This is a genomic window from Nostoc sphaeroides (genome assembly GCF_003443655.1).
GTDB lineage: Bacteria > Cyanobacteriota > Cyanobacteriia > Cyanobacteriales > Nostocaceae > Nostoc > Nostoc sphaeroides.
On the sequence record NZ_CP031941.1, the window covers coordinates 1,072,926 to 1,095,513 of the forward strand.

A 22,588-nucleotide genomic window follows, 5' to 3' on the forward strand; every position below is an offset into this window, starting at 1 on the left:
TAACTCTGCATTCTCGTAGTTGTTATGAGCCTTACCACTGCTAAACGCTTTACTATAGCTGAATATCACCGTCTAGCTGAACTCGGCTTCTTTGAGGAGAATGACCGAGTTGAGCTAATTAAGGGTGAAATAATCCAGATGGCAGCAAAAGGTACACCGCACTCTGTTTGTGAAACACGCCTAGAGAGAGAATTATATAAGCTAGTAGGCGATCGCGCAACCCTGCGAGGGCAACAACCAATTACTTTGTCTGACAACAGTGAGCCTGAGCCAGATAGAGTAATTGCAAAAAATAGAGATGATGACTATCTAGCGAATCATCCCAGCCCATCTGATATTTTACTATTAATTGAGATTGCCGATTCATCCTTAAAATATGATCAAGAAGAAAAGCTACCTATTTATGCAGAAGCAGGTATTTATGATTATTGGATATTTAATTTAGTAGATAATTATCTAGAGTGCTACAGCGAACCTTATCAAACTTTGCAAGTTAAATTTGGCTATCGTCGCAAGTTGATTTATCTGCCAAATGAATCAGTTAATCTGCCCTGTTTTCCTGATTTAGTTGTGGATTTATTTAAGGTGTTTCCAGGTTAAGATATAAGGTAATAAGTCTAACAAAAAGCAACTGCGGGTCATCCTCTATCCCATTTATAGTATGTAGCTTCTATCTGCTGGAGACTTCCCAAGGATTAATAATAGAAATACCACACCCTTCAAAGTCAGAGAAATTGCGTGTTGCTATAGTTGCTGCATGAGTGTAACAAATAGCTGCAATCTGAGCATCGGCTTGGGAAATAGGATTACCTTTGTGTCTTCTTTGAGATGCAATATTAGCAAAAGCTACAGCAGCAGCTTGATCAAAAGGAAGAACACGCCTAGCAAAATCTTCTGAGAACATCAGTTGTGCTGCTTTACTAAGTTCTTCTCGTCGTTTTCCCGCAGGGAGTAAGGCGATACCATAGAGAATTTCTGCTTGAGTGATTGTTGTAGTAAACAGACTCATTAAGGATTGTTGAGCAGCCCAACTCCGAACTATTTCAGATTTTTTAGGCTTCATTAATTCGGACAAAACGTTTGTATCAAGAATAATCACTCTTCAAATGTTGATACAGTGCGAATAGGTTCTCTAGGAATTTCTGGTAATTCAAAGTCTCCCAAATTTGCAAAACGCTGCTCAATGATATTAGCTAAGTTTAAGGGCTGTTCATGATTTTCTATTAGAACTGTACGAAGAATTTCTCTGGCTTCTTCTTCAAGGGAACGACCATGTTTTTCGGCTCGTTTTTTTAAACGAGATTTAATATCATCATCAAGATTAGATATAGTGATATTGTTCATAATCAATCCTCATCTGGTTTTTCAAATCAATCCTTCCAGCGCGTGTTGCAAATCGTTCGTCACATCAGCAACAGCTTGTCTAGCACCCAAACGATTTTCCTTATACGCTGGGTAACGCTCAGAAATAGATATGGGTTTACCCACGGTAATTTTTACTTTTTGCTTACCCAATTGCGGACGTTGCACAGCTTTATCGCCTTTTATTTTAGCAATCATTTGCCATAAAATTAAAGTCGTCTCAGCAAACCTTTCTACTGTGGGATTTTCTCGAATATAATTACCAGAAACTGCCACAAAACTTTCTACTAAACGCATGTGCCACATCCGCGCATTCGCTTCTTCGGCAACGCGATCGCCTAAGGCTTTCTCTACAGCAGATATTCCTTTTACATCCTTAAAATCTTCTCTAAATATATAATTCCACCCAGCTTGTTCTACCCGCCGACATCGATCACTCAAAGTACCTTTTGACTGCAAATCAAAATATTGTTCTGATATTAGTAGCGCCGCACTTAATAAAGCTTGCAAACGAACTGCTAACACTTCATTTCTATCTTCAATTTCTCCTGCTACTGTTTTGATATCTGCCAGCTTTAGATGATAAAATCTTGTGTAAAATTTTTCCATGAGCGAAAGTAAATGTTCTGCCAAGGTTAATAACCGGGGATAAAGCGACTCTATAGAAGAATGTTCTGATGGATTCACAGGTAAACCACTAGCCGCTTCCATTTCACTTAAAAGATTTGCGATCGCACCCCAAGGAGCATCAACGTAACTATATTTAATCCCAACTGGTACAATTAGAACCTGTTCGGGGCGTTCAGCTTTGTGCAAGTCTTCAGCACACCAAAAGCCTAATTGGGCAATACCAGGTTCTAGGGGGCTAATATTCTCTGATAAACCATTGGTAGCACCCTCTGGCGCAGCCGCCATCGGAAACTTACCATTAGCGAACAAGTCACGCGCCGAACGTAACCCCGTCCAATCAGCCTTACCTCGCTGAATCGGAGTCCCACCTAAATGAGAAGCAATCCAGCCGACGTAGGAACCTGCCCATAGAGGAATGCCGCGATCGTAGATAAAATGAGCGTGAATCGGAAGTTGTAGCATTGTACCTTGCGATCGCGCTACCTTTGGCACGAGTTGAGACAGCAAGTAACCTAAACAAAAGGGATCGTCTGTTTTCGGATGGCGAAATGCCAGCATAAAACGGATCTTACCCTCCTGAAACTGGCGATAGAGATCCACTAAAACCTCTACGTTGTCTGCTTCAATTTGGGTAATAGGTGTTTGCCAGTTTATCCAACTGGGTAGCAACAGATGGACAACTCGTAGAACTAAGGGGTTAAACGCCGGAGGAATAAATTCTAAGGGTGGCTGGGCTTGATAAATTACATCTGCCAAGGTAGTTTCTCCTAAAGATGCCGCGATTTATAATCGCCTAGTAGTTATTTATTGTTGTAACGGAATATCATCGTCGTTGGAAAGTCGAAAATACTAAATACTATTGAGGAATTTTGATATTTAAGTAAAAATACTGGGATAACTGTATAAGTTATTGAATATTATATAGATGTACTTTTGACAACTCATTAATCTAAGGGTAGTCAGGGAAGCCTTGATGAAAGTTTGTCATGCCTAATCGGTTACATCTATGTCAGATTCTCAGACAGTAGCTGCATTATCTCTGGGGGATTGCTGTGAAGATAGAGAAAAAGCTTTTTGGCAGCTATGGGAGCAGTATCAAAATTATCTTGCTCAATGTTGTTTAAAGTGGATGGGCAATTCTACTGATGCAGAAGATGCACTCAGTCGGGCGATGCTCAAAGCCTGGGAAAAAATACGTGATTGCACGGTTGAGATTAAAAACATTAGGAGTTGGTTAACACGATTAACTCATAATCTCTGCATGGATATCCATAGAGAATGTCATCGGGGTGCAAGGCAGGTTGAGAGTTTGGAATTTTATGAGGAATTAGTTAGCAAACAAGAAACACCAGTTCTTGCTGCGTAGCAGCAAGAACTGGAAAATTTTTTTTGTCTTGCTATTGATAAGTTACCCCCTAAACTGCGAGAAACTTTTATTCTGCACTTTGAGGAAGAACTTTCATATAAAGAAATTGCCGAAAAACTAAATATTTCTTACGATAATGTCCGCAAGCGCGTTTCCCAAGCACGGGCAATTTTGCGAAAGCAATTTAATCAAGATTTTGTTGGCGAGGATAGGAAGCCTAATGTAGAGACATTTCATGAAACGTCTTTACACTCCACTATTGTTTCCCAAACACCGGAAGAATTTGATGGGGTAGATTTGGAGAAAAATCAAAATGTGTATGTGCATCAAATTGTTGTTGATGAAGAACCCCAAGTAGCAATGCTATCTATTCCAGAGATAGAGGCTGTGGTGGTAGATGCTCAATTTGATGGGGAGAAAATAGAAGAAATTCAAGATACTGACTTTTCACATCATCTGGAAAAGCTAAGGCGAAACCTAACCCCCCAGCCCCCTTCCCTATTAGGGAAGGGGGAGAATTCAAAGCCGATGTCCTTGCAGGAAAGAGGTTTTCCAGAACCCGTGAAAAGTCAGATTCAAGATATTGGTCAGAGTATATTGGAGGAGTTAAATTTTATTTTGCCCTGGCGATTAGAAATCGCGGCGACACACAAAACCTGCCTGCAAGGTTATTTTAATGAAGCACACCTAGGCAGATTTATAGAGTATTTTCTGCTGCGATCGAAAGTGTGGACAAATAGTGGAGGTTGGGTAAAACTTGCAAATATTAATAATAAAATAGACTCAAGCTAAATTATACGACCAAATAATTAGGCAAGAGGTCTATTTTTGCATTTTTAAATGCAACCTTTCTGGATCTTTTCAGTTAAGGAATAATTTAATGATGGTTCACCGTCTTGCTGTAGTTAGCGCTTTAGCTATTCTCAGTGCTGTAGCATTACCATCTAAATCTGAAGCCCAAGCAACTCAAGATGTTAACTTCAACAGTACTACTCATAACCATAGAGTGAACTTAAGTTTAATAATTCACAATTTCGCTTCAGGAAACGTCTAATTAATAGAGGCATTAAAACAAGGGTTTGTAACCATTAATCAACTAAAATTACACCCCTAGTTTCTGGAGATGTCTAGCTGATCAAAAATTTGTTATCAGGAGTTTCAAAAACATGATCCGTCGTATTGCATTAATTAGTAGCCTAGCTGTTCTCAGTGCTGTTGCTTTCACGCCCAAAGCACAGGCGCAGAATGCTGACGTTGACTTCACTGGAACTGTCCCAGCTACTTGCACCATCAACTCAACTACCAACGGAACATTAGCTTTAGTTAATGCTAGAAACCTTCTAGCTGATGCTACTAATGGTACCCCTGCAAATCTGAATGTTAGCTGTAATGCAGGCACAACATTTACAATCACCTCTGTTGCTAACAACGGCACTGCTCTATCAGGCAGTGCAACATACGCTGCGAACATTGCTGGTGTGTTTACGTCAGTCCGAGATGGTGCTACTACCGTTGCTAACGGCAATGTTTCACCCAATGGTCTTGCTAGTATTGCTGGCAACCCTCCTGGTGTAGCAGGCGCTCTTCAGGTAGGACCTATTACTAATAAAAACTACGCGGTTGATATGTCTGTGTTCAATATTGGTAGTACTGCACTACCTATTGGAAACTACAATGTCCGTGTCAACGTTGCTTTAACACCCCAGTAACTTGACGCTATAACTTTTTTAGAACAAACGTTTCAATTTCCGTGGGGGAAACAGCCATTGACCCCTACGGATAATCGACAAACATTTAACAGAGGCTTTGAAAATTTTGATTGGTCGTCTTGCTTTAGTTAGTGGTATTGCTGTTCTCTGTGCTGTTATTTCGGACAAAGCACTAGCTCAATCTGCTAACGTTGACTTCACAGGAAGTATCCCACCTGCCGTTACTATCAACGCCACCAGCACCGGAACTTGGAATGGGACTTCAGGGTTAGATTTTTCAAGTCCGAATCTTATTCGCATACCAGCAACTTTGACGCTTAGTTCTGCTGCGGGACTAACCTTTACTATCAACAGTATTACTGACAACGGTACTAGCTTATCTGGTGGTAAAACATACAGCAATTTTGATTTGGTAGGGGCTGAGATCAAGGATGGTAACAATCTAATTATTCAAGCTGAAACTTCACCCAGTGCGAACTACTCCATAGTTCATCCTTTGGGTATAGCAAGTCCAGTTCAAACAGGACCGATCAGTAATAAAGACTATCAGGTTTACCTGACCGTTGGTAACAATGTAAATATCCTACCTACGGGAACTTACAACATTCGTGTCAAGATTACTTTAACACCACAGTAATTTGAGCCTATAATTCGCCCATACGGTGTTAATTGGTAGAGTGAATTAGGCTGCTTTTTCACCTACCATGATCTGACCCCTACAGAATATTAATAAATTGTAGGCATTGTTAATAGCTGAAGTGATCAAAAAATCTCCAATAATTCTGCCTTTACTCTGTTGGTTTGGAGTTAGTTTCTCTGCAATGCCAGCCTACAGCCAAACCTGTGTTGTAAACAGTGTTAGCAACGGCGCATTAACCGTATCCAACCTTTCTCAGCTTTTAGCTAATGATGCTGTTGGCACGCCGGCAAATATTAATGTTAGTTGCAGTGCAGGTACAACTTTTACTATCACCAGTGTCACCAACAAGGGTACTCCCTCAGCGATGAACAATGTTGTTGATGGTGTGTTTGCCGCGATCCGCAGTGGTTCTAATACCATTGCCAGAGGAGAGGTTTCGCCCAGTGGTTCTATCAACCCATCTAATCCCCCAGGTATAGCAAGTGCAATTCAGACAGCGCCGATCGTTAATAAAGACTATGCAGTTGATCTCTCTATTTTTAGAACTCTCTCCCAACTCTTACCTGCTGGAACTTACACTTATCAAGTGAATATTCTTTTAACACCGCAGTAGTTTCACATTAGACCACTTGCAAAAGTCTGAAAATTAGATATGTCATTCTGTAGCTTCCTTGCCGCATGGTATGAAATGAAGAATCTTCAAGATGCTTCGTTTTGCTCAACATGACAATTTAAGCATTTATGCAAGAAGTCTATTACACAAGACGCTTGGACTAAGGATTTTTGGTACTGGTTTTTGACCTGTAGAGACGCTATATTTAGTTTCTCTACCAAGGATTTTTGGCTTAAATGAACGGTATTGATCTATTACACACTTAGAGAAAATTAACAGCTTAAATGTTGAAAAAATTACAGAATTTCCTGCCACTATTCTGTTGTTTTGGAGTTGGTTTTGTCTCCATACCAGCTTATAGCCAACAGTTGTCTGTCACGCCCTTAGTGATTGAACGCAAAGCAGAATCAGGACAAGCTAGAGGAGTTATTGATATTTTTAATGGCTCTGATAAACCATATCGAGCCAGAGTTTCCGTTGCCCCCTTTACTTATAGCCGCGAGGGATTCAAGGTTTTACAATCTAGTCCCAATGACTTAACACCTTATTTAACATTTTCTCCTCGTGAATTGCTGATTGCACCCGGACAAAAACGCTCAATTCGTTTCAATGCTAGGCTGCTTCCTAGTTTACCAAAAGGGGAATATAGGGCAATATTCTCTGTTGAAGAGCTTACAGATAATAATGATTCTACTCAAAAAAATCAGTTTGGTATTGCTGTAAATATAATTTCAACTATCTATGTAAGAAATGGTGATCTGGCTCCCATTCTTAAAGTAGAAAATGTGTTTTATAATGCCAAAGTTAAAGAGATTAGGTTGTTAGTTAATAATAGAGGTAAAGCAACAACCCGCGCTAAAACTGAATGGAATTTAAGCCAAAATGGAAAACTTGTAACCTCTGGCATATTAGAAGAAACTAGCATTATTGCCGAAGGCGATCGCTATATAAGAATCCCCTATCCTCCTCAAGGACAAACCCTGACACCTGGGACATATCAATTTTCGGGACAACTGAAGTGGGATTTTCCTAACAAAGGTGGAACTTTACCCTTTAATGTTAATTTAAGCATTTCTAATGAAGATATTAATACAGAAAGTCAACCTTCTCCAACAATAAATAAATAATCATAGAATGCGGAATTATGCTATTTTTGCTATAGCAGTCTCTGTGCTTTTCACTTTATACCCAAAGCTAGCTTTGAGTTCAGTTGATAATCCTCTTCAAGCTCCTATTGCTCAAGTTAATGATTCTCCTCGTTTCCCTAAAGTAGAAGCAAAATTAACGCAATTTATTGTATTGCCAATAGGAATTAATATTGGTAAGCGGAATATTTTACAATCTTCTTTTGTTAGAGGTTATGAAGATGGAGAAAAAGCAGTTAACTTTGCTGATTGGTTGATTCCTTTTCAGGATTTAACCACAGCATTAAACCTGAATGTTATTACTTTAGCTGATGGTCAATTAGAGCTAAGAGGAGTTGGGTTAATTAAACGAATTAGCCCCAAGGAATTAAGCATAGATCCAGAATTGGGATTAGTTATTTCTATCGCTAAAATTGAAGAATTATTAGAAGTGAAATCCCAATTTGATATAGCTGATTATGCAATTGTCCTTGAGCCACCTTGGTTAAACTTTCGAGGTAACAACAATCGCCAACAAGAACTTCCGGTGATTTTAGAAGGATTACCTGTTGTAAATGCTCCTAATTTTACTTTCTCAACCGTAGGGCAAGAAATTAATCTTGGTGGTAATCGAAACATTAATCAAAACAGTAATCAATTAACTACTCAAGGTAATTTCACAAGTATTGGTACAATATTTGGCGGAAGTTGGTTTTCTCGTATTAATCAACCAGACTTACTCGATACTACCACTTGGCAACTTCAAGAAGGACAGTATTTGAACCAAGGTGATTTTAGTGATTATGTAATTGGTTCTCAACCCGCTTTTTGGAAAAGTCAAGGAACTGGTGATTATTGGGGATTTACGACAATTCAAAGATTTGGTTTTAAAGCAGATGATCTCAATGGTGGAGGATTTACTCCCTCCCAACGTTTACAAAGCACTATAATTAACCGGACTATCGAAGGAGCAGCAAGACCGGGGACTTTAGTACAGTTAGTTTCTGGATATGATAAAACAATTTTTGGGCAAATATTAGTTGATTCTTCAGGAGTTTATCGCTTTGATAATATTCCCATTAGTAATAATGGTGGAAATTACCGAGTTTTACTCTATCCTAATGGACAATTAGCAAGTACCCCTATTGAGCAAGAACCGATATTTCTTAATCTTCCTGGACAATTAACTAAAGGAACATCAAGCCTGGTTTTGTCTGGTGGTTTGAGCAGACAAACAATAAGTAATAGCTTTTTCGGCGAATTAACCGATGTTCGAGGAGGAATTGCTTATCGTCATGGAGTTTCAGATTCTTTAACATTGGGAGCAGGAATTGTTTATGATCAATCTTTATTAGGATTAGCAGAGATATTTTATCAACCTAATTATTTTCCCTTAAAATTAGCTATTTCTGCTTTACAAACTCAGGAAAAATTAACATATAATGCTAATATAGACTTTAGTCCTTCTCCTAAAACAAATCTTAATTTATCCAGTAATGAACTGTTTCAAAGTTTTAATTTTTATTGGAATGCTGCTTCCGGCTTAAATATTATTAGCAGTGGGAATAATTTCAATAATATTATTAATGTTGGGATTAGCTTAAATCAAAATATAGGTAGTTTATTCACTTTTTCTAGCTTGAAACTTGACAATGAAGGACAATTAGACTGGAACTCTAATGCTCGTTGGTATAACTGGAATTTTATCTCTAGAGCCAATGCTAATAATACAGGATTAGAATTAATTTATGATGGTTCTATTTTTAACTTAACTGGAGATGAATATTTAACTTTAGGTTATGAAACTAGCAATTATAGCAATCGAAGTAGTAATTTATTGACTTTGAAATGGAAATATAAATCACCATATCGCCTTAGCGATCAACGTTCGCTCTGGGATTTTGATCTAGGTTACGGTATTGGATCTCAAGGTAGTGGTTTGTTAGCTTCTGTTTCTACTGTTGTGATTCCGGGTTTATCTCTGCGTTTACGTTACGATGGAATTTCTACAACTTCAGATATCGCTTCTTTTCGGATTGAACTTGCTTCAGCAGTTAATTTTAATCCTAAAATTAGCCCTGGTGATACTCGATTTGAACGTTTACGCAGTGAAGGTGGAATCTTTATTGAACCTTTCTTAGATAAGAATAATAACGGCGTTCGGGATAATGATGAACAAATTTATACTCAAGATATTGAGCTACTATTAATCCTTAATAATAAAAAATTTAATCCTATCTTCTCAAATATTACAAAACAAGGCGTTTTCTTAAAACTTGCTCCTGGGATTTACCGAATTGATTTAGATCCGGCTGGATATCCTCTCGACTGGAAACCTACCCAAGCTGCTTCTGCGGTAGAAGTGGTTGCAGGTAGTTATACAACAGTTTTAATACCTTTTGTCGCCTCTTATACCGTAGCTGGAACTATTACAAATTCACAAGGAAACCCTATTGTTGGTGCTAAAGTTGAAGCTATTGATCCTAATTCTAAGTCATCCGTTATATCTATTACTAATAGTGCAGGTGTTTTCTATCTAGAACAGTTGCGACAAGGGACTTATCAGTTAAAAGTTAATGATAAATCTGTTGAACCTAATTCAATTACAATTAAAGCAGATTCCAATACTTTGCAAGAATTAAATTTAAAATTACCTTAACTCACATATAACCAAATAAAGATGGAAAGTGCTGGCATAGTGCAAGTTTAACCGCAGAGTTGCAAATCTTAATAACAAGAAAGACTCAAGCTAAATCCTGGCAATACATTTTCATCCGATAATTGCGTCGGCAGATTTTGCACTTCCACATCTTGTTTTTGGCGATAAACTTCCACTTGCTGCTGTTGAGGGTTAATTAACCATGCTAATTGCACGCCAGCATCTATATATTCTTGCATTTTGGAACGCAACATTTCCAAATCATCTGTTGCTGACCTTAATTCAATGACAAAATCGGGTGCAATCGGGGGAAATTTGCGTCTTTGTTCAGGTGTAAGTGCTTGCCAACGTTCTCGTTGAATCCAAGCCGCATCTGGGGAACGATCGCCACCATTGGGTAATTTGAATATAGTAGAAGAACTGAAAGTGTAACCCAGTCCAGTTTGCCGATTCCAGATTCCCAAATCAATAATTAAATCTGCTTCTCGATTACCGCTTTCACCTCCAACGGGGGAGATGATGATTAATTCTCCCTTGGCAGTGCGTTCAAATTTCAATTCGCGGTTATTTTGACATAAGTGATAAAATTGTTCGTCACTCAGGTTAACGGTGTCTAGTTTTAATGTCAAAGGACTCATGACCTAGACCTAGATTAAATAGTTGCAAAGATTATATCATGCCACATCTTAACGGCTGTAAGATGCCGATGCCTGCGGCGGGCAAAGCCATCGCACACCACGCAAGTTCAAAAACTAGGATACCTTCTTAGTCCGCCCAGGTAGACGAAAGTTTGTGTGGCCGCGATTTCTAATCGCCAAGTGGTTTATAAACAAATTAGAGATTCTGGAAAGGGAATAAACGATGCGACTTTCACAAATGTTATTTGTTACACTGCGGGATGATCCGGCTGATGCTGAGATTCCTAGCCATAAATTATTACTCCGTGCAGGCTACATTCGTCGCATCGGTAGTGGTCTTTATGCTTATTTACCTTTGATGTGGCGAGTATTGCAAAAAGTTTCCCAGATTGTGCGGGAAGAAATGAATGCTACAGGCGCACAAGAATGTCTTTTGCCACAATTACAACCTGCTGATTTATGGAAGGAATCGGGACGCTGGGACACTTATACCAAAGCCGAGGGGATCATGTTTTCCCTAATTGACCGCCGTGAGCAACAATTAGGATTAGGCCCAACTCATGAAGAAATAATCACAGCGATCGCTCGTGATATGATTCGCTCTTATCGCCAACTACCATTACATCTCTACCAAATTCAAACTAAATTCCGCGATGAAATTCGTCCCCGCTTTGGTTTAATGCGCGGACGGGAGTTTATCATGAAGGATGGCTACTCATTCCATACCGATGAAAAAAGCCTCAAAGAAACTTATCAGGATATGTATAAAGCTTACAGCAATATCCTGCGGCGTTCTGGTTTAGCTTTTCGCGCAGTGGAAGCCGATTCTGGTGCAATTGGTGGTTCTGGTTCCACAGAATTTATGATTTTGGCGGAAGCTGGTGAAGACGAAGTTCTCTACACTGAGGATGGTAAATACGCTGCTAACGTAGAAAAAGCTGTTTCTTTACCAATTGATGCCGAAACCTCACGGTTTACAAGCTATGAGAAACGGGATACACCTGGAACAGAAACCATTGAAAAGGTTTGTCAACTCCTTAACTGTTCTCCCACTCAATTGGTGAAAAACGTCCTTTATCAGACAGTTTATGATAATGGTATAACGGTGTTAGTTTTGGTGAGTATTCGAGGCGATCAGGAAGTTAATGAAGTCAAGTTGCAAAATGAATTGACTAAATTAGCTTCTGAATATGGTGCTAAAACTATTATTAGTTTGAATGTACCAAATCTGGAAGCGCAGCAAGCATGGACAACTAAATCTCTACCTTTAGGCTACATTGCGCCAGACATCGCAGATGAGTATATTAGTGCTAATAAACAGATCCATCCCAAGTTTTTGCGCTTAGTGGATCAAACAGCCGTTGATTTAAAAAACTTTGTTACAGGTGCAAATGAAGCTGGATATCACGTAGTTGGTGCTAATTGGAATGAGCAATTTAAGTTACCAAGCGGTGTAGTAGATGTGCGGAAAGCAAGACCAGGCGATCGCGCCATCCATAACCCAGAACAAACCTTACAAAGCGCCCGTGGAATTGAAGCAGGTCACATATTCCAATTAGGCACTAAATACTCCCAAGCGATGGGAGCAACTTATACCAATGAACAGGGTGAAGAGAAGCCGCTATTTATGGGTTGTTTTGGTGTAGGCGTGTCGCGGTTAGCACAAGCTGCCGTAGAGCAATCTTACGATAAAGATGGGATTATTTGGCCAGTTGCGATCGCACCCTACCACGCGATCGTCACAATTCCCAACATAAAGGATGCTCAACAAATGGAAATCGCCCAAAAACTTTACACAGAACTAAATCAAGCAGGAATTGAAACCCTACTAGATGACCGCGACGAACGGGCGGGAGTAAAATTTAAAGATGCTGACTTGATAGGCATACCTTATAGAATTGTAACCGGGCGGGCGATCGCTAATGGCAAAGTTGAAGTTGTAGAAAGAGCCACCCGCAACTCTCAAGAAATTCTCATTGAGGAAGTTACAACCACACTTCATAAGTGGATTACCGCCGCAACTCAGGTAAAAAATTAAACACAAATACGCAGAGGAATCAATACTTTACTTTGCGTTCCTCTGCGTTGTAAATTTAATCATCAATCATCTCCAAAAAGAATGATATTTACATAATTTGGCAGGTGACGAATTAGAAATATAAACTCTAAAATTGAATCAGGGACTTGCAGAATTAAAAATAATCGCCTGCTCCAGGTAGCGGGAAACTCTTCAGTTATAAGTATCGTCCTTAACCAGGCTGCTCCTCACATAACTACCAAATCAGCCCTCAGTCAGGAAGGTTTTGAACATGAAAGACCAACAAGGATCTAATCGTATTTCTTCAGGCGCAATTGCAGCCGTGTCAGCAGTGGTTGTAGCGGTGGGTGGCGGTGTAGCTTGGTTTACTACACACTCCAGCAATACACCCACACTACCAAACCCCTCTGGGCGCATCGAACAGCCAGCACAGCCATCAACTAGGCAGCCAGCTAATGAGCAAACCCCTAACGTTTATTGGCTAAAACCAACGGACAAAAATGTTACTTTAGTCCCCCAGCCTGTTAAAGTCGCTTCTATAGGAGCCAACCAGCCTTTAGAAGCAGCTTTCCAAAGTTTGTTAGCAGGCCCAACAGAAGGGACAGATTCCACAACTATCCCCAAAGGAACTAAACTTTTGGGGCTAAAATCAGAAAATGACGAAGTTCATGTTAATTTATCTGAAGATTTTACCAGTGGTGGTGGTAGTACTTCAATGATGGGTCGCGTCGGACAAGTTGTTTATACTGCGACAAGTTTAAATCCCAAAGCCAAAGTGTACATTGACGTGAACGGCAAACAGTTGGATGTATTAGGTGGTGAAGGTGTAGAGTTACAACAGCCACTAACTCGTGAAAGCTTTCAGAAAAATTATCAGCTTTAAAAAAGTTAGGAGTTAGAAGTTAGGAGTGAGGAGTTTTAACTCATAACTCATAACTCATAACTCATAACTCATAACTCATAACTCATAACTTTCTTAGAATTACCGTTTGCTATTTAATACACGAAAATTACGGGCTTGCTGTTCTAACCTTGTGGCAAGACGATCGCAAACCCGATTACACAAATCAAAAATCATTTCATCTTCCACCCGGTAATAGGCGCAAGTTCCTTCACTGCGGCGGCTAAGGATACCTGCTTGCCACATTACCTTTAGATGTTTTGACACATTTGCCTGAGAAGTCTGTGTTGCCTCTACCAACTCTTGCACGCATTTTTCTTCATCCCGTAATAAATGGAGCAGGCGCAGGCGCATCGGCTCACTTAACAGACTGAAGTATTCAGCTACTTGTTGCACCACTTCTGGCGGTAAAGGCAACGTTTGTTTCATCAGGATTAACCCGCAAGGACTGAAGTTTTAACGATGACTCATTTGGGATGACTCATTTCATATATAGATTAATACTTAATCGGGGTTAATTCGCATCAAAGGTTGACCATATTCTACAGCGTCGCCATTTTGGAGAAGAATTTCCATCACCTGTCCAGAGACTTCGGCTTCGATTTCATTCATCAGCTTCATCGCCTCAATGATACAGACAGTTTGACCCTTGCGGACGCGATCGCCAACTTCCACAAATGCCGCTTCCCCAGGTGCAGGAGCGCGATAAAAGGTTCCCACCATTGGGGAAGGCACTTCTACTAATCTCTGGTCAATGATTGAGGGAGAATTTACTGACAACTGCAATTGTGTGCTAGTACCAGTATTCTCAAACACGCGAGATGTGGACACCTCCGTTACCTGACTGGCGTTCACCTGGTTTCCCCCAGATGAACCCGATGTCAGGCCCGAACCTACCACACCGCCGAAGGTCGCTTGACCTACCGACAACATCTGATTGCTGACGCTCACAGCCTTACGGACTGTTAGTTCAAAATCATCGCTTTTGAGCGTGACTTCTGCAATATCTGTTTGGGCGATAGTTGCCAATAGTTGGCGGATTTCATTAAAGTCCAATGGCACAGTTTTTATTACCTCGACCTATCCGTAAATTAGCATCTTAAGTGTGGCAGGGATTTAATCCCTATGTAGGGATTTAAATCGGGACTTGCATCTCCATAGAGATGAAAGTTATTCCCTGCTGATATACTTATCTTCTTGGGTATCAACTTTGATGCGTTCTCCTTGAGAAATAAACAAAGGAACCATCACAACTGCACCAGTTTCTAGAGTTGCTGGTTTTGACCCACCGGTAGCAGTGTCACCTTTTAAACCTGGATCTGTTTGGATAATTTCCAGAACCACAGACTTAGGCAATTCTACTCCCAGCACCTGGTCGCCCCACTTAATAACTTCAGCTTCCATACCTTCCTTCAGGTATTTGACGCGATCGCCAATTTGGGCGCGGGTCAATCTGCCTTCTTCGTAAGTTTCCATATCCATAAAGACAAACTCATCGCCCTCTTTATAGGTATGCTGCATCGTACTTTTTTCTAGAGTGGCTTGCGGCACCGTTTCCCCGGCTCGGAACGTTTTTTCCATTACGCTGCCACTTTGGACATTTTTTAACTTAGTTCGGACAAAAGCGGAACCTTTACCTGGCTTGACGTGCAGGAATTCTAGCACTCGCCATACAGACCCATCTAATACAATTGAAACACCGGGTCGAAAGTCGTTACTGGAGATCATGAAACTTTCAAATTTTGGAAGACAATCGGCATTTATTGTACCCTTCTAGCGGAGTAATTAGCTATTTAGTCACGGGGCGTTGGGCATGGGGCAGTTATCAGTTGTCAGTTAAGAAAATCGTCTGTGATAACTGTTCACTGATTTGAGTTTCCCTCATCTCCCTGATCCACTTGCATTTATTTTCACTCAACACTCATGCTATGGGAAGATTATTGATGGGTTACAACCAGTCAACAATCTAATGCTGCATTTGAGTTATCCCATGCTTAACTTATTAAAATCCTGGCTGAAGAACAGCCTAATGGCAATACTGCTGGTAACAATATTTTTAGGCATAACTACAGCTGGGTGGACTCCCTCCAGTAGCGCCGCGCTGCCAGCCGGCAACGCAATTACCGACGGCAAGGCTTTGTTGCGGTATGCACTCCCGATAGATAACAAACCTGTACGGCAATTACAAGCCAGTTTAGAGGACATCTCTGCCCAACTCCGGGCTAATCGGCGGTGGGGTGCTATTTCCAAGGACATCAGCAACGCATCCCGCATTCTCGATAAACCCTCCCAAATCTTAACAAGCGTTCCCGAAGAACGCCAACCCCAAGCCGAAGCTTGGATTACCGAGTTGAAATCTGGGGTGGGTAAATTAGAAGAATTGGCGAAGAGTAAAGATAAAGAACAAATTCTCCAAGACAGAGGCAAACTTCTGAATCTCGTTACTCAGATAGAAGAGTCAATGGTGAAACAATTCCCATTTGAAGTCCCTACTGAGTACAGTAACCTGCCACAACTTAAAGGTCGTGCCACTGTAGAAATCAAAACCAACAAAGGCGATTTGACCCTTGTAGTAGATGGTTATAGTGCCCCTGTCACTGCTGGTAATTTTGTAGATTTGGTACAGAGGGGTTTTTATAATGGCTTAGAATTTACCCGTTCTGAAGAATCTTACTTTCTGCAAACTGGAGATCCAGCCGGTAAAGACGTGGGTTTTATTGATCCAAACACGGGTAAATATCGCGCTATACCCTTAGAAGTCTTAGTTCAGGGTGATAAAGCACCTACTTATGGCATTACTCTAGAAGAAGCTGGTCGTTACGTTGATATGCCAGTTCTGCCTTTTTCTGCTTTTGGGGCAGTAGTGATGGCTCGTCCCGAAAGTGAAGTAAATGGTGGTTCATCACAATTCTTCTTCTTTCTCTTTGAACCAGAACTCACCCCCGCCGGACGCAACCTATTAGATGGTCGTTATGCTGTTTTTGGCTATCTTACCGAAGGCAAAGAGGTTTTAGATAAACTAAAGGCGGGTGACAAAATAGAATCGGCAACTGTGATTCAGGGAATAGAAAATCTGGTTGAGCCGCAAACTGCATAAGAAGAGAGCAGGGGAGATGAGGGAGATGAGGGAGAATAATTACTAACTCCTAACTCCTGTACAGACGCGATTAATCGCGTCTCCCCTGATTCAGATTTCCTGCGGTGAATATCTGCTCAACTGCGATCGCTAATTCTGGAAAAGTCCGCGATCCAATTTGCTGGTGCCCAGTAAACACCGTCTCTTCGTAAAATCCATCTTCTAGCCATAGTACAGAAATCTTTTCTTTTAGTGGGTCTACAATCCAATATTCTGCCACTTCAACCGCCGCATATTCAGACCGCTTATAACGATAGTCCCGCTTGATAGAATCTGGACTGACTACCTCTACGATTAATAATGGTGGTGATTCAAAGACTGCTGATACATTGATCAATTCTCTTGCTTGCTCATACGTCACCACAGACAAGTCAGTTAACCTAGACTTATTTTTTCCCGTCCTCGTCCCAGTTTCCCGAAAAGTTAACCAAGGTAAACTCAAGCGCTGAATTTCCGCTATGAATGCGGTATCTAAAAAAGCGACAATCAAAAAATGTTGAATTGTAGGGGGATTCATTAATTCCAGCCTGCCATCTACTAGCTCATAGTGAAAACCACTGCCATCATCATAAGTTAAGTACTCTTCAAATGTGAGCTTTGTTACTGGTGTAGAAACCATTCCAACATCCCCCTAGACGACACCTTTATCGTAACTTGGGGAAGTGGGAGATGAGAGAGATGGAGAGAATTAAGGGACTTCCAAGTAAAAAAATATTCCATTGCTATTGTTCACCGTTGACCGTTGACGGTTCACGAGTTTTCAGTCAACAGTCAACAGTCAACAGTCAACGACTTTAATGTGGAATAATTTATTTTTTGGAGTTCCCTAACCAATAACAAATGACTAATGACTAATGACTAAAATCAAAGATATTGGTGAACAAGGTCTTTTAGAAAGATTACAGCGCTTTTGTCCTCCAGAAATTATCGGCGATGATGCCGCAGTGCTTGTGACTGCACCAGAGCAATCTTTGGTAGTGACAACAGATGTGCTGGTTGATGGCGTACATTTTAGCAACATTACCACTTCCCCAGAAGATGCTGGTTGGCGATCTGCTGCTGCTAATTTATCAGATTTAGCAGCAATGGGCGCTTCGCCATTGGGAATTACCGTCGGGTTGGGACTCCCCGGCGAAGTTAGGGTGAGTTGGGTTGAGCGATTATACCAGGGAATGACAGAATGCCTGCAAAAATACAATACCTCAATTGTTGGGGGTGATGTCGTGCGATCGCCTGTGACGACTTTGGCAATTACCGCTTTTGGTCAAGTTCACCCTAGTCAAATTATCCGCCGTTCTGCTGCTGTTGTGGGAGATGCGATCGTGGTTACAGGCGTTCATGGAGCCTCAAGAGCTGGCTTAGAACTGCTCTTGCATCCCGAATTAGAGCAAAACCTCAAAGATGCAGATCGCAAGACTCTAATCCACGCCCACCAACGCCCACAGCCACGATTAGATGTCTTACCAATTCTCCAGAAAATCTTAACTCCTAACTCCTGTACAGACGCGATTAATCGCGTCTCTACTCCTAACTCCCAACTCCCCATTGCTGGTATGGATAGCAGCGATGGTTTGGCAGATGCGATTATTCAAATCTGCCGCGCCAGTGGCGTTGGCGCTATCTTAGAACGCAGACAAATTTCCATTCCAGCAGCTTTTGACCATTGGCTGACACAAGAGCAAGCCCTAGAATATGCTCTATACGGTGGCGAAGACTTTGAATTAGTGCTGTGCTTATCACAAGAGTCAGCATCAGCCTTAGTAGAATATCTTGGTGAAGGTGCTGCGATCGTAGGCAAGATTACACCCGGATCAACAGTACTATTGCACGACGAACAAAAAAAATTCCCTGACCAAGTTCTAAGTCTTAGCCAGGGATTTCAACATTTCAATAGTTAAGAGTTAAAAAGGAGTTATGAGTTATGAGTTATGAGTTATGAGTTATGAGTTATGAGTTATGAGTTATGAGTTATGAGTTATGAGTTATGAGTTATGAGTTATTGAAAACTCCTCACTTTTAACTCCTAACTCCTCACTTTTAACTCCTCACTTTTAACTCCTCACTCCTCACTGTTTAATTAAACCCACTTCTCGGCTACCAATTCTGCCAAATCCAAAACTCGTTGGCTGTAACCCCACTCGTTGTCATACCACGCCATAACTTTTACAAGGTCATTACCCAAGACCAAAGTCAAGTTCGCATCAACAATCGAAGAAGCATCATGACCTTGATAATCAGACGATACCAGTTCTAGTTCGCTGTAGGCCAAAATACCTTTAAGTGGCCCTTCAGCAGCATCTTTGAGAGCTTGGTTAACTTCTTCAGTAATAGTACGCTTCTCAACCTGAACTACGAAATCTACCATTGAGACGTTCGGGGTAGGTACGCGCAAGGCAACACCATTTAGCTTGCCTCTGAGGTCTGGGATAACCAGCGCAACTGCTTTTGCTGCACCAGTAGAGGTGGGTACAATGTTTATCGCTGCTGCCCTCGCTCGTCGCAAATCCCGGTGAGAAGCGTCTAGCAAGCGTTGATCACCTGTATAGCTATGGGTGGTGGTCATCGTGCCTTTGATGATGCCAAACTTATCGTTCAACACCTTGGCAATCGGTGCCAAGCAGTTGGTAGTACAGCTAGCGTTACTGATAATGTGGTGTATGTTGTGGTCATAGTCGTGATGATTCACACCAACCACAAAAGTGCCATCCTCGTTTTTACCAGGAGCGGTAATCAGAACTTTTTTAGCTCCAGCATTTACATGCTTGAGCGCTCCTTCTTTGCTAGTAAATACCCCGGTTGCTTCGATAATTAGGTCAATTCCCCAATCTTTCCAGGGCAAGTTTTCTGGGTTGCGATCGGATACGCACTTAATGGTCTTACCGTTAACGATGATAGAGTTATCATCGGCACTGATTTCAGCACCCTTGATCTTCCCTAGCATCGAGTCATACTTCAGCAGATGAGCATTGGTTCTAGGGTCTGAAGTGTCATTAATAGCGACAAGATCGATTTTACTATTCTCTCTACCCACCCAGCAACGCGCAAAGTTACGTCCAATGCGCCCGAAACCGTTGATTGCAACTCTAATCACAGTGTCTTGCCCTCTGTATTTATGCTTATATGTTGATATCGTTGACCCCAATCATATCGCAAAGGGGGGGGGCACTTTTAACCATAAAGTGTTAGATCAACAAAAAAACACATAATTTATTCAGATTTGTTCGAGTAGAGATTGTTGTTAGTGATATATGATCTAACCGATTCTGGGAGTAAATAACGAATTGACTGGCGATCGCCCTTAGCGTTGACGAAGTTATCGCGGCAAAATTTGCGAATTAGACTTGACGAAACTCCTACTAACGGTATATCTAAGAGTTGCCAGTGAATGGTACAGGACTGCTCCCTCAGTTGTTGCTCCACTTGCTTGCAGATTAATTTGCTTTGAGTTATAGTCTCACCACCTAGCAGTCGGGGTGCTATTAACCAATCACACATTTGTGCTAGTTCGTGTCCACGGTACCAACGGGGTAAAGTTTGGAAAGTATCCAAGCCTACGATCCAGTACCAGTGAGTATTTGGGTAAAAAGCAGATAAGTCTATCAGGGTGTTAATGGCATAAGAAGTCCCAGAGCGATTTGCCTCCACTAGTGAGACAGTAAACGCTGGGTTATCTTCTATGGCTAATTGCAGCATTCCCACACGATGCTCAAACAAAGCTGCTTGTTTGTGGGGAGGATTGAGGGATGGCACCCAAATTACCTTTTCAAGGGATACTTGATGCAAAGCTCTCTCGGCTACCAGCAGGTGTCCCCAATGAATTGGATCAAATGTGCCACCAAAAATTGCTAGTTGCTGCATCCAGTTCTGCGTGGATTTTATGCAATTGAAAAATAGTTTCATTACCAATGTACTATTGTACTCAATTCATGCCTAAACTGGATGCAATTTAAAATCAGCTTCACTAACAATGTATGATGTAGCCAATTCCAGTAAGGTAACCAAAAAGATGTATTTGACATCACAAGAATTTCTTTCCCGATGCGACCAAAATTTTCAGAATAATCTTAAAAACAGTTCAGAAATAGTAAAAACCTCCAACCAAGGTAAAATCATTCTGAACAAGCAAAACCTGAGCATAAATATCATCTGGCCATCAAACATAAACATGATTAAGGGACAGTTACGGTAAAAATCAAATTCCTGTTATGATACGCGTGTCATTTGTGATTATGGTGTGGTGTGGTGTAAAAGGAGCAATAAATGACTAATTCTGTAGATTTTAGTGGTAGACCATTTCATTTTATTGGCATCGGTGGTATAGGTATGTCTGCTCTGGCATACGTTCTCGCCAAGCGTCAATTTCCAGTATCAGGTTCGGATCTTCGTGCTAACCACATTACGCACAAGTTGGAATCTATCGGCGCTCATATTTTTGGTAAACAAGAGGCAAGCAATCTCGAATTCTTTCGCCCACAGGTATTGGCAAATGCAGTAGTATTAAATTCACAAGAACAATTACCTACTGCTACTAACTCAATACTGCCTCAAGTTATTTGTTCAACAGCAATTAACACGAATAATTTAGAATACAAAGCAGCGCTGGAATTAGGTTGCCCAATTTTACATCGTTCAGATGTACTAGCAGCTTTAATTGCCGATTACCACAGTATTGCAGTGGCAGGAACACACGGCAAAACTACAACCAGTAGCATGATTGGCTATATGCTTCTGGAAGCAGGTCTTGACCCAACGATTTTAGTTGGTGGCGAAGTCAATGCTTGGTCTGGTAATGCTCGATTGGGACAAAGCCAATATTTGGTAGCCGAAGCAGATGAATCTGATGGTTCCTTGGTAAAACACGCTCCAGAGATTGGCATCATCACTAATATTGAACTCGATCATCCAGACCATTACGAGACATTAGAAGAAGTCATTGACATCTTTCAGACATTTGCTAAGGGTTGTAAAACCTTAATAGGTAGCATTGATTGTGCTACAGTGCGCGATCGCTTGCAACCCACAATCAGCTACAGCTTATACTCAGACACCGACGCTGACTACAGCGTTACTAATATTGATTATCGGGCTGATGGCACCACGGCTCTAGTTTGGGAAAGAGGCAAAGCTTTGGGCGTGTTGAAGTTACGCCTGCTAAGTCGGCACAATCTCAGTAACGCCTTAGCAGCAGTAGCTGTTGGTCGCCTCTTAGGCTTAGAATTTGGAGAAATTGCCAAAGGGATCGCCACCTTTGAAGGAGCAAGACGCCGCTTTGAGTTCCGGGGTGAAGTCGATGGTATTACCTTCATCGATGATTATGCTCATCATCCTAGCGAAATTCGCGCTACTCTTGCCGCAGCCCGCTTACAGGCAAGGCCAGGACAAAGAGTGGTTGCCATCTTCCAACCCCATCGCTATAGCCGTACACTCACCTTTTTAGAAGAATTTGCCGATTCCTTTACCCATGCTGATTTGGTTGTACTGACTGATATTTACAGTGCAGGTGAACCCAATTTAGGACAAATTACTGGTGAACATCTAGCGGCGGAAATTGCTAAACAGCATTCGCAGGTAATTTATCAACCAACTTTACCCTCAGTGTGTGAATACTTGCTGCAAACACTACGCCCAGGAGACTTGGCGCTGTTTTTGGGCGCTGGGAACTTGAATCAGGTGATTCCTGAAATAATTACCACACTTTGTGAACCTGCTAAAGCCACATCTTAAGTGGAAACTTTGCGAAGTTTTATTTCTGAGCAAAGCGCCCGTCTAGCA

24 protein-coding genes and 1 pseudogene are annotated in these 22,588 nt (G+C 41.2%); 15 read left to right on the top strand and 10 right to left on the bottom strand.

Features of this window, described 5'->3' with window-relative positions:
- The first annotated feature begins 24 nt into the window (after nucleotides 1-24).
- A complete protein-coding gene (locus D1367_RS05015; RefSeq protein WP_118163912.1) occupies nucleotides 25-600 on the top strand; it encodes a Uma2 family endonuclease in 576 nt (191 codons plus the stop codon).
- Between the two features lie 70 nt (nucleotides 601-670).
- Here D1367_RS05015 and D1367_RS05020 read toward each other — a convergent pair whose 3' ends face one another.
- Genes D1367_RS05020 through D1367_RS05030 form a run of 3 tightly spaced genes read right to left on the bottom strand, consistent with a single transcriptional unit; the run spans nucleotide 671 to nucleotide 2,748 of the window.
- Nucleotides 671-1,099, bottom strand: coding sequence for a type II toxin-antitoxin system VapC family toxin (locus tag D1367_RS05020; protein ID WP_118163915.1), 429 nt, complete (start codon nucleotides 1,097-1,099; stop codon nucleotides 671-673).
- Complete coding sequence (locus D1367_RS05025; protein WP_118163919.1) at nucleotides 1,096-1,344, bottom strand: FitA-like ribbon-helix-helix domain-containing protein; 249 nt, start codon at nucleotides 1,342-1,344, stop codon at nucleotides 1,096-1,098. The genes D1367_RS05020 and D1367_RS05025 overlap by 4 nt, the downstream gene beginning before the upstream one ends.
- 21 nt (nucleotides 1,345-1,365) lie before the next feature.
- Nucleotides 1,366-2,748, bottom strand: a complete 1,383-nt coding sequence (locus tag D1367_RS05030; RefSeq protein WP_118163923.1) for a lysophospholipid acyltransferase family protein — start codon at nucleotides 2,746-2,748, stop codon at nucleotides 1,366-1,368.
- Between the two features lie 250 nt (nucleotides 2,749-2,998).
- Between D1367_RS05030 and D1367_RS05035 the strand changes: the two genes are divergently transcribed.
- The 9 genes and pseudogenes from D1367_RS05035 to D1367_RS05065 all read left to right on the top strand — a co-directional run bounded on the left by D1367_RS05035 (nucleotide 2,999) and on the right by D1367_RS05065 (nucleotide 10,103).
- Nucleotides 2,999-3,358, top strand: coding sequence for an RNA polymerase sigma factor (locus D1367_RS05035; RefSeq protein WP_118163928.1), 360 nt, complete (start codon nucleotides 2,999-3,001; stop codon nucleotides 3,356-3,358).
- 54 nt (nucleotides 3,359-3,412) lie between these two features.
- Nucleotides 3,413-3,481, top strand: a pseudogene (locus D1367_RS33210) (sigma factor-like helix-turn-helix DNA-binding protein); the annotation flags it as partial.
- Nucleotides 3,482-3,529: 48 nt separating this feature from the next.
- Nucleotides 3,530-4,150: a hypothetical protein gene (locus D1367_RS05040; protein ID WP_118163931.1), complete on the top strand. Its 621-nt coding sequence runs from the start codon at nucleotides 3,530-3,532 to the stop codon at nucleotides 4,148-4,150.
- Between the two features lie 88 nt (nucleotides 4,151-4,238).
- A complete protein-coding gene (locus D1367_RS30480; RefSeq protein ID WP_181985075.1) occupies nucleotides 4,239-4,412 on the top strand; it encodes a hypothetical protein in 174 nt (57 codons plus the stop codon).
- Nucleotides 4,413-4,524: 112 nt separating this feature from the next.
- Nucleotides 4,525-5,067: a hypothetical protein gene (locus tag D1367_RS05045; protein WP_118163935.1), complete on the top strand. Its 543-nt coding sequence runs from the start codon at nucleotides 4,525-4,527 to the stop codon at nucleotides 5,065-5,067.
- A 97-nt stretch (nucleotides 5,068-5,164) separates the two neighbouring features.
- A complete protein-coding gene (locus D1367_RS05050; protein WP_118163938.1) occupies nucleotides 5,165-5,704 on the top strand; it encodes a hypothetical protein in 540 nt (179 codons plus the stop codon).
- A gap of 184 nt (nucleotides 5,705-5,888) precedes the next feature.
- Nucleotides 5,889-6,320, top strand: coding sequence for a hypothetical protein (locus tag D1367_RS05055; RefSeq protein ID WP_147337333.1), 432 nt, complete (start codon nucleotides 5,889-5,891; stop codon nucleotides 6,318-6,320).
- Nucleotides 6,321-6,604: 284 nt separating this feature from the next.
- Nucleotides 6,605-7,447 (top strand): fimbrial biogenesis chaperone, encoded by an 843-nt coding sequence (locus D1367_RS05060; RefSeq protein ID WP_118163946.1) that lies wholly within the window; start codon nucleotides 6,605-6,607, stop codon nucleotides 7,445-7,447.
- Between the two features lie 7 nt (nucleotides 7,448-7,454).
- Complete coding sequence (locus D1367_RS05065) at nucleotides 7,455-10,103, top strand: carboxypeptidase-like regulatory domain-containing protein (protein WP_118163949.1); 2,649 nt, start codon at nucleotides 7,455-7,457, stop codon at nucleotides 10,101-10,103.
- 68 nt (nucleotides 10,104-10,171) lie between these two features.
- On the opposite strand, the gene D1367_RS05070 is transcribed toward D1367_RS05065, so the two are convergent.
- On the bottom strand, nucleotides 10,172-10,741 hold the full coding sequence (locus D1367_RS05070; protein WP_118163953.1) for a Uma2 family endonuclease: 570 nt from the start codon (nucleotides 10,739-10,741) through the stop codon (nucleotides 10,172-10,174).
- Between the two features lie 223 nt (nucleotides 10,742-10,964).
- On the opposite strand from D1367_RS05070, the gene D1367_RS05075 reads away from it, so the two are divergent.
- A complete protein-coding gene (locus tag D1367_RS05075) occupies nucleotides 10,965-12,779 on the top strand; it encodes a proline--tRNA ligase (protein ID WP_118163958.1) in 1,815 nt (604 codons plus the stop codon).
- A 271-nt stretch (nucleotides 12,780-13,050) separates the two neighbouring features.
- Nucleotides 13,051-13,662, top strand: coding sequence for a GerMN domain-containing protein (locus D1367_RS05080; protein WP_118163962.1), 612 nt, complete (start codon nucleotides 13,051-13,053; stop codon nucleotides 13,660-13,662).
- Between the two features lie 99 nt (nucleotides 13,663-13,761).
- Here D1367_RS05080 and D1367_RS05085 read toward each other — a convergent pair whose 3' ends face one another.
- The 3 genes from D1367_RS05085 to efp all read right to left on the bottom strand — a co-directional run bounded on the left by D1367_RS05085 (nucleotide 13,762) and on the right by efp (nucleotide 15,408).
- Nucleotides 13,762-14,109, bottom strand: coding sequence for an ArsR/SmtB family transcription factor (locus D1367_RS05085; RefSeq protein WP_100900476.1), 348 nt, complete (start codon nucleotides 14,107-14,109; stop codon nucleotides 13,762-13,764).
- A gap of 75 nt (nucleotides 14,110-14,184) precedes the next feature.
- Complete coding sequence (accB, locus tag D1367_RS05090) at nucleotides 14,185-14,742, bottom strand: acetyl-CoA carboxylase biotin carboxyl carrier protein (protein ID WP_118163966.1); 558 nt, start codon at nucleotides 14,740-14,742, stop codon at nucleotides 14,185-14,187.
- Nucleotides 14,743-14,850: 108 nt separating this feature from the next.
- Nucleotides 14,851-15,408 (bottom strand): elongation factor P, encoded by a 558-nt coding sequence (gene efp, locus D1367_RS05095; RefSeq protein WP_100900474.1) that lies wholly within the window; start codon nucleotides 15,406-15,408, stop codon nucleotides 14,851-14,853.
- Between the two features lie 262 nt (nucleotides 15,409-15,670).
- Here efp and D1367_RS05100 point away from each other — a divergent pair, with 262 nt between their 5' ends.
- Nucleotides 15,671-16,777, top strand: a complete 1,107-nt coding sequence (locus D1367_RS05100; protein ID WP_118171123.1) for a peptidylprolyl isomerase — start codon at nucleotides 15,671-15,673, stop codon at nucleotides 16,775-16,777.
- A 70-nt stretch (nucleotides 16,778-16,847) separates the two neighbouring features.
- Here D1367_RS05100 and D1367_RS05105 read toward each other — a convergent pair whose 3' ends face one another.
- Nucleotides 16,848-17,435: a Uma2 family endonuclease gene (locus D1367_RS05105; RefSeq protein ID WP_118163969.1), complete on the bottom strand. Its 588-nt coding sequence runs from the start codon at nucleotides 17,433-17,435 to the stop codon at nucleotides 16,848-16,850.
- 235 nt (nucleotides 17,436-17,670) lie between these two features.
- On the opposite strand from D1367_RS05105, the gene thiL reads away from it, so the two are divergent.
- Nucleotides 17,671-18,714 (top strand): thiamine-phosphate kinase, encoded by a 1,044-nt coding sequence (gene thiL / locus D1367_RS05110; RefSeq protein WP_118163974.1) that lies wholly within the window; start codon nucleotides 17,671-17,673, stop codon nucleotides 18,712-18,714.
- A gap of 179 nt (nucleotides 18,715-18,893) precedes the next feature.
- Here thiL and D1367_RS05115 read toward each other — a convergent pair whose 3' ends face one another.
- Together D1367_RS05115 and nadD are read right to left on the bottom strand one after the other, a co-directional pair.
- Nucleotides 18,894-19,907: a type I glyceraldehyde-3-phosphate dehydrogenase gene (locus D1367_RS05115; RefSeq protein WP_118163978.1), complete on the bottom strand. Its 1,014-nt coding sequence runs from the start codon at nucleotides 19,905-19,907 to the stop codon at nucleotides 18,894-18,896.
- 116 nt (nucleotides 19,908-20,023) lie between these two features.
- Nucleotides 20,024-20,674, bottom strand: a complete 651-nt coding sequence (nadD, locus tag D1367_RS05120) for a nicotinate (nicotinamide) nucleotide adenylyltransferase (RefSeq protein ID WP_118163982.1) — start codon at nucleotides 20,672-20,674, stop codon at nucleotides 20,024-20,026.
- A gap of 402 nt (nucleotides 20,675-21,076) precedes the next feature.
- Here nadD and murC point away from each other — a divergent pair, with 402 nt between their 5' ends.
- A complete protein-coding gene (murC, locus tag D1367_RS05130; RefSeq protein ID WP_118163986.1) occupies nucleotides 21,077-22,540 on the top strand; it encodes a UDP-N-acetylmuramate--L-alanine ligase in 1,464 nt (487 codons plus the stop codon).
- Nucleotides 22,541-22,588: the final 48 nt, after the last annotated feature.